We start from the raw sequence: 13,086 nt of genomic DNA, 5'->3' as shown, positions 1-13,086 counted from the left end.
ATTTTTAAGGGTAAAGGGTAAATCCGGCAATTAACCATCTAACTCGCCGGATTTATGTAGGCTTATATATCGTAAAAGAATGCCAGTGGTGCAAAACTGTTATACACCTGCGAATCGCCTGTATGCATACGTACCTGAGCTCCAAAGGTGAGTATGTAGGTACAACGAATCAGATCGTTTGGTGTGGCGTTGATTTGCAAACTATTATTATTACCACCATCTACTGCGGCATTAGTATTGCCAGAAAGCGTTATAAATCCGTCGGACAAATTTTTATTAATTGCATACCCATTGCTATGCACATTAATACTGGCCGACTGCAGGTGCGGATGGTACACAGTATATTTTGCATGTACGGTGCCATTCAAAGGAGAGCAATCACCCAATGTTTCCAATTCTGCCACCGAGTATTTAACAAAAATGGGGTTATTGTTTACAATCATTGAGTTAAGCGTTTGGCCTGTACCCAATACCGGCACAAAGGAATTGGTAGCTTTATTAATTACTTCGCGTATTTCAAAACGTATAGCAATTTTTTCAATTGGAATTTTATTGGCCGCAGGTACCGGCTGGCCGGCATTGGCAACATTTAAAGGTACATTGGGTGCAGTGGTTAAAGCGCTGGTATCCAGCATCATCAACGTATCTTCATCAATAAAATCGTAGTTATTAATATCTGCTAATGGAATGCCTGCATTGGTAAGGGTGCGTTCAATAGCGTTATTAATATCAAACCAACCATCTGCATCAAAGTCAGATTGATCGCTGATCACATTCATTATATTAAATGGAAAGCTGTTTTTTCTAAGCTTTGCCACCACACTTGCTACAAAAAGATTAGGTGTTACGCCAATAATTTTGGTAAAGTTGGCTATGGCAGGTGCTGCACCGCCATTGGGCGTGGTAACATGGCTTACCAAAAAACGATATTCAACACGATGACCAGCAATTTTAGGCGCTGCCTGACCTGTTAAACGAATCTGACCTGTAATGGCATATTTGGCGGCACTGGCATAACCATCGGCATCAAAACTGTTTAATATTGGGCCTGTAGGAATATCAAAGCTAGAGCCAATGCTTGTCCAGGCACTTGGGAAACCTTCATCACCACCACCTGTTATTACATTTACTTCAGAGCATAAGCGTACACAAAGACAGTAACCTACATTTTTTCTTCTATTGGCGGCTGTTTCATCTACCAGTTGTACGCCTGCCAGTTCAGCTTTAAAATATACATCCGGGCCACTGCTAAAAAATGGCGCTTCAATATCTGTTTCCAGGTTTAATGGAAAAAAGTTTACCCTAAAATCTGCACTGGAATAGTCAATCCTGAAATGCCCGTCTGCATCTGTAGTAACTGTGCCAAGCAAATCATCGGTAAGTAAATCGGCATCATAAGCCCTAACAGTTGCACCGCCAATTGGCGCACCGGTTTTGCAGTTTACCAAATGGCCGCAAATAACCCATGCATCAAAATAATAGCCGCGAATATAACACCACCATCTGTTGGTAATACTATAACTCCAGAAATAGCTGTAGCCATCTCTTTTATCAGTCATTTTCCATTGTGGGTATACCGTGGTTAAGTGAAACTGGGGAGGATTTCTATGAGGAATATGTGGACCATGAGGCACTGTAACACAGGTAAAATCAATATCAAAAGCGCTATCGCTGTATTTTTCATCAATGCCAATACTAAAATTGCCGGCCTCATCTGTAATGCCTTTGGCAATTAATAAAGAAGCTCTTTGTTCTTTTTCGGCGGCTTCTACCAGCCTGAAAGTATCTTTTGTGCTGGCAACAGCGTTGGCGGTGATGCGCTGCTCTTTCCATGGCAGGTAAATTAATACCTCGGCGCCACTAATGGCTTCTATGCAATCGTCGCATATATAGCCTAGTAAATTTCCTTTGAGAATAAATTCCATTGTAGTGTTTTTTTAATTTTTTTAAAATTTTTTACCACAGCTACCTACTGTTGCCGGCTGGCTTTACAGTTTATAGTTGCAGTTGTATGGTAAGCACTTGTATAGTTGGCCTTTGTGGCCGGCAAAAACCAGTATACAAGTAAGGTTAGCAACGGCCAACAAGTTGTTTTTTGTTGCGCAGATGCGGTGTAATGAGATATTTGTCGTACCCAGAAACAAAAGGGAAACAAAGCTTTTAAAAAAATTTCAGGTTGTTTGCAGCTGCCATAAAACCCGAACGATGAAGTGATTGCGACGCAAGCGGCGATGCCATAAAAAACCACTGCCCGTATAACAAATACACTAATAAAATTGGACCGGGTTTATTTTTTGTACCCGGCTATTGTATTGCTGTTAAACTTTTGTTGCGTCGCACTCTTGTGCTGTATAACTTTATGCATCAAATAAGAACATCATATGCCGCAAACAGATTTTTTAGTTATTGGTTCGGGTATTGCCGGTTTAACCTACGCCCTAAAAACAGCAGCTTATTTCCCCGAAAAAAAAATTACTGTAATAACCAAAACGCAGGCCGATGAAACCAACACAAAATATGCCCAGGGCGGTGTAGCCGGTGTGTGGGACGAAGACAACGACAGTTTTGAAAAACATATAGAAGATACCCTTATTGCCGGCGATGGACTTTGCAATAAAAAAATTGTAGAAATTGTGGTAACCGAAGGCCCCGAACGCATAAGAGAAATTATTGAATATGGTGCCCGTTTTGACAAAACCGCCACCGGAGATTATGCCCTGGGTATGGAAGGCGGTCATAGTGAACACCGCATACTGCATCATAAAGATGTTACCGGCAAAGAAATGGAAAGAGCCCTGTTAGATACTGTTGCCAGTTATAAAAACATTACGCTTATAAACCATTGCTTTGTGGTAGATATTATTACACAGCATCACCTGGGTTATTTGGTTACTAAATCAACACAGGATATTACCTGTTATGGCGTTTACATTTTAAACCTGCAAACCAATAAAATAGAAAAAATTCTATCGAATATTACCATTTTAGCCAGTGGCGGTTGTGGCCAGGCATACCGCACTACCACCAACCCCAAAATTGCTACCGGCGATGGTATTGCCATGGTATACCGCGCCAAAGGCAGGATAGAAAATATGGAGTTTATTCAGTTTCACCCCACCGCTTTATACGAACCGGGTGTATCGCCTTCATTTCTTATAACCGAAGCCGTACGTGGCGATGGGGGTATTTTACGCAATAAGGATGGCGAAGCTTTTATGGAAAAATACGACCCCCGTAAAGACCTTGCCCCACGTGATATTGTTGCCCGTGCCATAGACAGTGAAATGAAACGTACCGGTACAGAACATGTGTACCTGGATTGCAGGCATATGAGCGTAGAAAAATTTGTACATCACTTTCCCAATATTTATGAAAAATGTAAAAGCATTGGTATAGATGTGATGCAGCAAATGATACCCGTAGCACCGGCAGCCCATTATAGCTGTGGCGGTATTAAGGCCGATGAATGGGGCCGTACCTCTATACTAAACCTGTATGCTTGCGGCGAATGTGCCAGCAGCGGACTGCATGGCGCCAACCGGCTTGCCAGCAACAGCCTGCTGGAAGCCATGGTTTTTAGTCACCGGGCTTTTTTGGATTCAGTTAAAAGAATTAATACCGTAACTGAGGCGAGCCCAACCGGCGGCGGACTGGAAGGCGTTGATATTCCGGACTGGAATGCCAAAGGCACCACGGACCCCAAAGAAATGATTCTTATTACCCAAAGCCTTAAAGAACTGCAACAAATAATGAGTGATTATGTGGGCATTGTACGTACCGATGTACGTTTAAACCGCGCCATGAAAAGGTTGGACCTCCTGTACGAAGAAACAGAAACCTTATACAAATCTACCCGTGTATCGCCGCAGCTTTGCGAGTTAAGAAACCTTATTACTGTAGGTTATTTAATTGTAAAAGGCGCCGAATTTAGAAAAGAAAGCCGCGGATTGCATTTTAACACAGATCATTTGGGTAAACAAGAGCTAATACAAAACATAATACTGTAAAGCCAGGTTTTTATGTACCGGGCTAATACCTAAAAATTAAGCATCCGTTGCGTCGCACTCTTGTACGGCAGTAATTTTATGCAGCTGTAAACAGCCTGTTAATTGCTGCACCCAGCCATACTTTCAACCCGGTTAATGTATAAACAAATTCAAAGCAACACGATGTATTATCTTTGCTACCATTTTAATTTATAGCTGCATGTATTCTATTGTGTATGGCTTTTTATATTTGGTTTCTTTATTACCCTGGCGTTTACTATATATTATAAGCGATGGTGTTTCTTTTATACTGTATCATATAGTACGGTATCGCAGGGATGTTGTGTCAGAAAACCTGGCCATTGCCTTTCCCGAAAAATCAATGGAAGAACGTACTGCTATAATGAAAGAGTTTTACAAAGGTTTTATTGATAATTTTATTGAAACCATTAAACTCTTCTCCATTTCCAGCGAAGAAATGAACAAACGTTTTGCAGGCAATTTTGAAGTAGTAAACAATTTGTATGCTACCGGCAAAAAAGTGCAATTACACTCCGGCCATTTTTTTAATTGGGAATTTGCCAACCTGGGCTATAGCAATAATTTTAAATATCCACTGTTAACAGTGTATATGCCTATCAGCAATAAAATTATGGACCGCATTTTTATACATATGCGTAAAAGATTTGGGGCCCAGTTAATTGCTGCCACCGAATTCTCAACAAAATTTGCCGGATACAGCAAACAGCAATATTGCCTTGCACTGGTAGGAGATCAAAACCCCGGCAACCCAAGTCAGGCTTACTGGACAAATTTCTTTGGCAAAATGACGCCCATAGTAAAAGGACCCGAACGCGGTGCCAAAGTGGCTAATACCGCCATTGTAATGTGCAATTTTTATAAGGTAAAACGTGGTTACTATAAAACCGATATGGTATTACTTACCACCGAACCACGCGACCTGCCGGCAGGAGAAATAACAAAAAAAATGGTAGCATTTGTAGAAGATACTATCCGCAAACACCCGGCTAATTATTTATGGAGCCACCGCCGCTGGAAATGGGAATTTGAACCGGAAAAATACCAGAAACTGGTTATATAAATAGGGGGCATTTGCATTGCCATTGCAAGATTTATTTTTTAATCCAGGCTTTGCAGTTATGCGTTTGGGCTGTTTAAAGCCCCGATATATTCCACAGTACAAGTGTACGACGCAAGAAAAGATGCCATATACATCTTTTGCCGGGCTAAAAAAATGTACTTCAATTTTTAGTATAAACTTAAGATGTGATATGGTAAAGTAAAAAGCCTGTAATATGCTTTATTATATTACAGGCTTTATTTATGGTAGATGATTATAGCTTACAAGCACCAAATTGTGATTGCCATTAATTCAATACTTCAGGGCTTTTTTCTTTTTCTATTCTTTCCTCTTCCTGTATTTTGGCCCAGCCACCTGCAATATTTCGCAGGTTATGAATTCCCTGGCGTTTTATTAAAGAGCTGGCAATTACACTGCGGTAACCACTGGCGCAATGCACATATAAATTATCTGTATCGTCTATATTAGCCATACTACCGGGATCGGTTAAATTACTTAGGGGAATGTTTACAGCACCAGCTACATGGCCATCGGCAAATTCGGTTTCCTTGCGTACATCAACCACTACAATCCTGTCGTCAAAAGGCAAATCCATGGCTAGTTCATCTGGTTCTACATCAATAATTAAGTCAATGGTTTTGCCGGCTTTTTGCCATGCTTCAAAACCGCCATCCAGATAGCCTCCAAAAAGCTCAAAACCAACCCTCGCCAAACGGGTGATGGATTCTTTTTGTTTTCCCGGCTCTGTTACCAGCACAATTTTTTTATCAAAAGGTAGTAGTGAGCCTGCCCATTCTGCAAAGCGGCCTTCTAAACCAATAAAAATACTGCCGGGCACAAAACCAACTGTAAACAAATTACCGGGCCTTGTATCTAAGATCACATAATTATCATCCTCCAGTAAGGCTTCAAAAGCATCTGCTGCAATGGCTACCATGCCGTTGGCCAATACCTCTTCCATACTACTATACCCTTTTTGATTCATGGCAGCATTAATAGGAAAATACAATGGCGGGTTGGCCAACCCATCAGTAACAGATTGAATAAATGCTTCTTTGGTTTTTGCCAGCAATGCATAGTTGGATTGCTTTTCATCGCCAATGGTGCTATAACTTTTTGGGCCGAGATTTTTACCACAGCTGCTGCCTGCCCCATGGGCCGGATAAACCACCACATCATCTGCCAAAGGCATAATTTTCTTTTGCAGACTTTCATACAGCATACCGGCTAAATCATTCATAGTAAGTGTTTCACCCTGCTGCGAAAGATCTGGCCGGCCAACATCCCCAACAAATAAGGTATCACCTGTAAATACTGCATTATCCTTTCCAGCCTCATCCTGTAATAAATAGCAGGTACTTTCCAGCGTATGGCCTGGGGTATGCAATACTTTAATTTTTACTTTACCCAGGGCAAACTCCTCCCCATCCGCCGCAATATGCACTTTAAAAAGTGCTTTTGTATCTGGACCGTAAATAATGGGGGCACCTGTTGCAGAGGCTAAATCTATATGTCCACTAACAAAATCTGCATGAAAATGGGTTTCGAAAATATATTTAATGGTAGCTTTTCTTTCTGCGGCTAATTGCAAATACGCTTCTATATCACGCATGGGGTCAATCACGGCAGCCTCGCCTTCACTTTCAATAAAATATGCTGCTTCGCTTAGGCAACCCGTATATAATTGCTGAATATACATATCATCACTTTTTTGCAAATATATTTGATTGAGGCTAGCCAGCTCCATCTTTCAGTTCCATTTTTGCATTTTGAAAACTTGTTGTTAAGCAAATTTTCAGGATTCCTGCCTGCTTCTTTTGCAAAATTTAATACTTGCAAGCAATTTTTATTTTTACAAATGCCAATAATGTTTCATCTTGCATCGCATTCAAATCCAATTCTTTAAAAGACCAGCTAGCTGAATTCACCACTATTTTTAATTGCCATAAAGTGGTTTGCTTATGAATTGGATTTATACTAAACTGTGTTTACATACTTCTTCTGTTTTACGCCAAAAGGCGCTTTTACCCATGCTGCTGATATTAATGGTTATGGGAACCAATATGCAAAGTGCTTTTGCATTTGGAGGCAAAGACTCGGCCTTTAAAGCGGTAAACAACGGCATACCTACCATTACTACATTGGAAGCCTGCAAATTGCCAGGCGATATGTATAGCCGCATAAAACATTTATCGCCCGATGCAATTCTTGGATTTAAAGAAGAATTTCAAGCTACCAATATTACTGATGAAGGGGTAGAAATCATGTCCACCGTTACCCTACGTTTTTACAATAACCATATTATTGGCTATATAAAAGATGCATTGCTTAACAACAGTTCACAAATTATAGGCAAAAGCATGGTTGACATTCCGGTTGAGTGGATGTGTATTCCTCCCGGCCCCAATCATCCGTTTCATTTTTCCAACAATATCAAAGAATTAATTGCTATTGCGGGGGTGGAAGGTTGCAAAAACTGGGTACAAAAAGATGCAGAAATTCAACTTACCTTCTTTGGAGAAAAAGGAAAGAAAAAGAAGTCATCCAAAAAATAATAATAAAAGCAGGAACATTTTCCTGCTTTTTTATGGTAATAGCTGCAGCAAAGCCAAATAATACAATTGTTTGTAACCAGGCTACCCAATTCTACTCATCGCCTCTTGCGTCGCACTCTTGTACTGTAGCAATTGCATGCAGCATAGAATTTATTAAAAAATTAATTTATAATTTTAGCAAACTCAATAACAACGATACTTTCAAACAAAAAAAAAAGGAACAAAACAACTGGCCTTAAGATGCAGTTTTCCTCATTTTCCATAAAACTTTATTTTTATGGAAATAGCCTGCATAGCGTGTCATAGAAGAAAATTTACAACTATGAACGCGAACAACATTTTACAAAGCAACCTGCTCGACATTATTTTCGAAGGCAGAAACAAACTCTATGGTGCTTACGATTTGCGCAGCACTTATAATAAGCGCATCAAACAATCTATTGCAGGCATGCTGGCAGTTTGCCTGCTATTTATTACAGGTATTTTAATGGCCAATGCCGTTAAAAAAAACGACCATATCCAAATGGCAGTTAAGGATGTAGTACTCTCCAGCGTACCAACTGAAGATAAAAAGGAAGTTATTATTGAACAGCCAAAACCCAAACCTGTAGAAATTAAAACCATCAGCTTTACCCCTCCGGTAATTGTAGAAGATGAACTGGTTACTAAACCCGAAGTACCCACTGATGAAGCAGTAGACAATATTAAAATTGGCACCCAAAATAAAGAGGGCGACAATATTGATAATGTAGGAATACCTCCCGAAAACATAGGTACAGGCAAGGTAGAATTACCGGGCAATAAAGAAGAGGAAGATGACTTTCCCGCAATTGTACAAATTGAAGCTAAATTTCCCGGCGGAATTGGTGCCTGGAGTAAATACCTGGAAAGAACACTAAACACCTCTACCCCAATTGATAATGGTGCACCTACGGGCAAGTATACTGTTGTACTTTCTTTTATTGTTGATAAAGAAGGCAATGTATCTGATGTGCAGGCTTTAAACGATCCCGGTTATGGCACTGTGGCAGAAGCTATTAAAGTAATTAAGAAAAGTAAGCAATGGTTACCAGCCGTACAAAATGGCCGCAATGTAAATTACAGGCAAAAACAAGCCATCACTTTTGTAGTTACTGAGGAAGGATAATGCAGCGCAGTAAATGTGATTATGTTTGGCGGCAGTACAAAAAAAGAGTGGCGTTGTTGCCACTCTTTTTATTGTAAATTATTTGCCTTTAAAAAGCCCGGTTAAGTTATAGCCGCACAAGTGTGCGACGCAAGTAAAGCTCATACTTATTCAAATGCCAGGCCAAAAAAGCTTTACGCTTCTACCATATCCTTCAACTTCTCTTTTTCTGCTTTAAAAGATTCGCGTGGTTTTAAACCCAATAGTTGAAACATGATATTATCCTCATCAAAAGATGGATTGGGTGTAGTTAATAATTTATCGCCGGCAAAAATACTGTTGGCGCCGGCCATAAAACACAAAGCCTGCTCGGCAACGCTCATATCGGTGCGGCCGGCACTTAAGCGTACCATGGTTTTGGGCATTATAATACGGGCGGTGGCTATCATGCGCACCATATCCCAAATGTCTACCTTTTTATTATTTTCTAAAGGGGTGCCTTTAATAGCTACCAATGCATTAATGGGTACACTTTCGGGGTGCTGTGGCATGGTTACCAGGGTGTGCAGCATTTTAATACGGTCGGCATGTGTTTCGCCCAAACCAATAATACCGCCGCAACAAACGGTAACGCCGGCTTTGCGCACATTATCAAGCGTTTGTAAACGATCATCGTAAGTGCGGGTAGTAATAATTTCGTTATAATGTTCTTTGCTGGTATCCAGGTTATGGTTGTAAGCATATAAACCGGCTTCGGCCAGTTTCTCTGCCTGATGTTCGGTAAGCATGCCCAATGTACAGCAAACTTCCATGCCCATTTCGTTTACGCCTTTTACCATATCCAGTACGCGGTCAAAGTCGCGGTTATCGCGTACTTCACGCCAGGCGGCGCCCATACAAAAACGGGTACTGCCGGCATCTTTAGCCTTTTGGGCGTATGCCAGCACTTCCTCTTTTTTCATAAGTGCCTGCACATCTATGCCGGTGTTATAACGGGCGGCCTGCGGGCAGTAAGAGCAATCTTCGCTACAACCACCGGTTTTAATACTAAGTAAGGTACAAACCTGTACTTCGGCAGTATCGTTAAAGTCGCGGTGTATGGTGGCAGCTTTATATATCAGTTCCAGTAAAGGAGTATTATAGATATTGTGTATCTCTTCCAGTGTCCAGTTATTTCTAATCATATTCTCCATATATAATTTTTTGGAATGACAAAAATAGGGAGTTGAGCGCTATTATGTGCCAAACTACAGGTTAGTAATAAAGCTTTTCTTGCGTCGCACTCTTGTACTTTCAACTTTTATGGCAGCAAAACAAGTACTGATTGTTAACTGGGCATAAATTAATTGCAAATACAAAATCAGATAGTGAAGATGCATTATCGGCCGCATTTGAAATAGATGTAATTAAAAAAAGCAAACTCAACCGTTGTAATCAGGTAAAAGAAATGGGCTAAAACCCTAGCCTAAACATTACACATTTTAAACAATATTGTAGTAGTATGCTACCAACAAAAGCAATAACTTAGTTACATTGCATAGCTTATTATAATTTAAAAAACATGTCAATATCCGCCAATATAGCCCCCGTTTATTGTATGACACAAACCATGCGATGGTTTGGTCCAACTGATCCCGTAAGCCTTGCAGATATTCGTCAGGCAGGCTGCAGTGGTGTAGTTACTGCCCTGCATCATATACCTAATGGACAAGTTTGGCAGGTAGAAGATATTTTACAACGTAAAAATGAAATAGTCGCTGCCGGTTTAGATTGGGAAGTTGTAGAAAGTGTACCTGTACATGAAGACATTAAAACACAATCCGGCAATTACGAAATATACATAGAGCACTATAAACACAGCCTGTATAATTTAGCTGCCTGTGGCATTAAAACCGTAACATATAATTTTATGCCGGTGCTGGATTGGACACGCACCAACCTGGCCTTGGAATTACCCGATGGCAGCAAAGCCCTTGCGTTTGAACGCGCAGCATTTGCCGCATTTGATGTATATGTTTTACAAAGAAATAATGCTGAAAAAGATTATACCTGGGAAGAAATGACCCGTGCCAAAAGTTGGTATGAATCGGCTAGCGACGAAGATATTAGCCTGCTGCAAAAAAATATTATTGCCGGATTGCCGGGCAGCGAAGAGAGTTTTACCCTGGAAGATTTTAAAAAAGCCATTGCACGCTATGATGGTATTGAGACAAAACAACTTCAACAAAACCTGATTTATTTTTTAAACAATATCATACCTGTTGCCGAAGAAGTAGGCATACGCATGGCGATACACCCTGATGACCCGCCTTACAGTATTCTGGGATTACCAAGAGTTGTATGTACTGCCCGGCAGGTACAGCAATTATTTGATGCCGTACCCTCCCTGCATAATGGCTTATGCTTTTGTACAGGATCTTTTGGGGTAAGGCCAGATAACAAACTGCCAGAAATGGTATTGCAGTTTGCTGAACGTATTCACTTTTTACATTTGCGCAGTACCCGCCGAAATGAATATGGAGACTTTTATGAAGACAACCATCTTGAAGGCGATGTAGATATGTATCAGGTGGTAAAGAATATTTTAACCATTATGCAGCAAAGACAGGAAAGCCTGCCTATGCGGCCGGACCATGGTCACCAAATGCTGGATGACCTGCATAAAAAAACCAACCCCGGCTACTCAGCCATTGGCAGGCTAAAAGGATTGGCCGAACTAAGGGGTTTAGAATTTGGATTATTACCCCGGAATTAACCTTGCTACAAAACATATTATAACCACCAGGCCACATGAAACAATTTTTAGACGATGATTTTTTGTTACAAAGCAAAACAGCACAGCGCTTATACCATGATTATGCGAAAGAGTTACCTGTTATTGATTATCACAATCATCTTTCCCCGCAGTTAATGGCAGAAGATGTATGTTTTGAAAATATTACCCAGGCCTGGTTATATGGAGACCATTATAAATGGCGGGCAATGCGCACCAATGGCGTTGATGAAAGCTATTGCACCGGTACAAAAACCGATTTTGAAAAATTTGAACAATGGGCTGCTACAGTGCCATATACTTTACGTAATCCTTTATATCATTGGACACATTTGGAGCTGCAACGCTATTTTAATATTCAGGAATTGCTATCACCGGCTACAGCAAAATCAATTTACGCGCAATCATCAGCACTTTTACAAACCAGGTCATTTTCTGTACTTAACCTGTTAAGGAAGATGAAGGTGGAAATGCTTTGTACCACCGATGACCCAACCGATGATTTACAGTCTCACAAAATAATACAAGCCAATTGCAGTGATATAAAAATTACACCGGGTTTCCGGCCTGATAAAGCTCTTCAAACAGCCGATACATCTGCATTTAATACCTATATTGATAAATTGGAAGTAGTTACTGATATCAATATCAATAGTTACGACAGTTATTGTAATGCTTTACAGCAGCGCCACGATTTTTTTGCCACCATGGGCTGCACCATTGCAGATAATGGCCTTGAACAAATGGATTATGCCCGCTGCACCTACGAAGAAGCCTGTAATTATTTTGATTTGATAAGAGTTGGTAAAACGTTACAACCAATTGAGCAAAAGCAATTAAAAACTGCACTGTTAACTGAATTATCCAAAATGCATTATGCCAAAGGCTGGGTGCAACAATTTCACATAGGAGCGATTAGAAATAATAATACCCGGCGCATGCTGCAACTGGGCCCCGATACTGGCTGGGATTCAATTGGGAATAGTATCAATGCCAATGCCTGCGCTGCATTTTTAGATAATCTGGATGCGGATGATGTATTGGCCAAAACAATAATATACAATCTTAATCCCGCCGATAATGCCATGATGGCTACCATGATTGGCAATTTTAATGACGGTGGCAGTGCCGGTAAAATTCAGTGGGGCAGCTCCTGGTGGTTTTTAGACCAAAAAGAAGGTATGACGGAGCAGATAAACACATTATCCAATATGGGTTTGTTAAGCAAATTTGTAGGCATGCTTACTGATTCAAGAAGCTTTTTATCGTATCCAAGACATGAATATTTTAGAAGGGTATTGTGCAATTTGCTGGGTACTGAGATTGAAAATGGCGAACTGCCCAATGATATGGCATGGACAGGAAAAATTGTACAGGACATATGCTATTATAATGCAAAACAATATTTTGATGTGTAATAAGATACAGTAAATTGTTATAGTTTTTTATTTGCTGCGCATTGAACCAAACGTACAAGAGTGCGACGCAAGAATGCCCAATTGAAATACAATAATTCGGCTCATACATTTTGTAAAAATAACGCT

Annotated in this window: 10 protein-coding genes; 7 read left to right on the top strand and 3 right to left on the bottom strand. The window is 40.4% G+C overall.

The features are described from left to right. Positions 1 to 62: 62 nt before the first annotated feature. On the bottom strand, positions 63 to 1,925 hold the full coding sequence (locus GD597_RS12435; RefSeq protein ID WP_171608193.1) for a carboxypeptidase-like regulatory domain-containing protein: 1,863 nt from the start codon (positions 1,923 to 1,925) through the stop codon (positions 63 to 65). Positions 1,926 to 2,381: 456 nt separating this feature from the next. Here GD597_RS12435 and nadB point away from each other — a divergent pair, with 456 nt between their 5' ends. Both nadB and GD597_RS12425 read left to right on the top strand, forming a co-directional pair. Further along, complete coding sequence (nadB, locus tag GD597_RS12430) at positions 2,382 to 4,007, top strand: L-aspartate oxidase (RefSeq protein WP_171608192.1); 1,626 nt, start codon at positions 2,382 to 2,384, stop codon at positions 4,005 to 4,007. A 199-nt stretch (positions 4,008 to 4,206) separates the two neighbouring features. Next, positions 4,207 to 5,088: a lysophospholipid acyltransferase family protein gene (locus tag GD597_RS12425; RefSeq protein ID WP_171608191.1), complete on the top strand. Its 882-nt coding sequence runs from the start codon at positions 4,207 to 4,209 to the stop codon at positions 5,086 to 5,088. A gap of 286 nt (positions 5,089 to 5,374) precedes the next feature. On the opposite strand, the gene GD597_RS12420 is transcribed toward GD597_RS12425, so the two are convergent. Continuing rightward, entirely contained in the window at positions 5,375 to 6,787 is a 1,413-nt protein-coding gene (locus GD597_RS12420; protein WP_171608190.1) for an MBL fold metallo-hydrolase, read from the bottom strand. Between the two features lie 262 nt (positions 6,788 to 7,049). Here GD597_RS12420 and GD597_RS12415 point away from each other — a divergent pair, with 262 nt between their 5' ends. Further along, positions 7,050 to 7,643 (top strand): hypothetical protein, encoded by a 594-nt coding sequence (locus GD597_RS12415; protein ID WP_171608189.1) that lies wholly within the window; start codon positions 7,050 to 7,052, stop codon positions 7,641 to 7,643. Between the two features lie 322 nt (positions 7,644 to 7,965). Then, positions 7,966 to 8,790 (top strand): energy transducer TonB, encoded by an 825-nt coding sequence (locus GD597_RS12410; RefSeq protein WP_171608188.1) that lies wholly within the window; start codon positions 7,966 to 7,968, stop codon positions 8,788 to 8,790. 173 nt (positions 8,791 to 8,963) lie between these two features. Here the strand turns inward: GD597_RS12410 and bioB are convergent, their stop codons facing one another. Next, on the bottom strand, positions 8,964 to 9,962 hold the full coding sequence (gene bioB / locus GD597_RS12405) for a biotin synthase BioB (protein WP_235954287.1): 999 nt from the start codon (positions 9,960 to 9,962) through the stop codon (positions 8,964 to 8,966). 131 nt (positions 9,963 to 10,093) lie between these two features. On the opposite strand from bioB, the gene GD597_RS22085 reads away from it, so the two are divergent. The 3 genes from GD597_RS22085 (at position 10,094) to uxaC (ending at position 12,960) form a co-directional block, all read left to right on the top strand. Next, positions 10,094 to 10,225 carry a hypothetical protein gene (locus tag GD597_RS22085; RefSeq protein WP_262888857.1) on the top strand — a complete coding sequence of 44 codons (132 nt, stop codon included), beginning with the start codon at positions 10,094 to 10,096 and terminating at the stop codon, positions 10,223 to 10,225. 105 nt (positions 10,226 to 10,330) lie between these two features. After that, entirely contained in the window at positions 10,331 to 11,524 is a 1,194-nt protein-coding gene (uxuA, locus tag GD597_RS12400) for a mannonate dehydratase (RefSeq protein WP_235954286.1), read from the top strand. Positions 11,525 to 11,559: 35 nt separating this feature from the next. Next, positions 11,560 to 12,960: a glucuronate isomerase gene (uxaC, locus tag GD597_RS12395; RefSeq protein ID WP_171608187.1), complete on the top strand. Its 1,401-nt coding sequence runs from the start codon at positions 11,560 to 11,562 to the stop codon at positions 12,958 to 12,960. The last annotated feature ends 126 nt before the right edge of the window (positions 12,961 to 13,086 follow it).

Source organism: Limnovirga soli (genome assembly GCF_013106755.1).
Taxonomy (GTDB): domain Bacteria; phylum Bacteroidota; class Bacteroidia; order Chitinophagales; family Chitinophagaceae; genus Limnovirga; species Limnovirga soli.
This window is presented reverse-complemented; position numbering and strand designations above follow the sequence as displayed.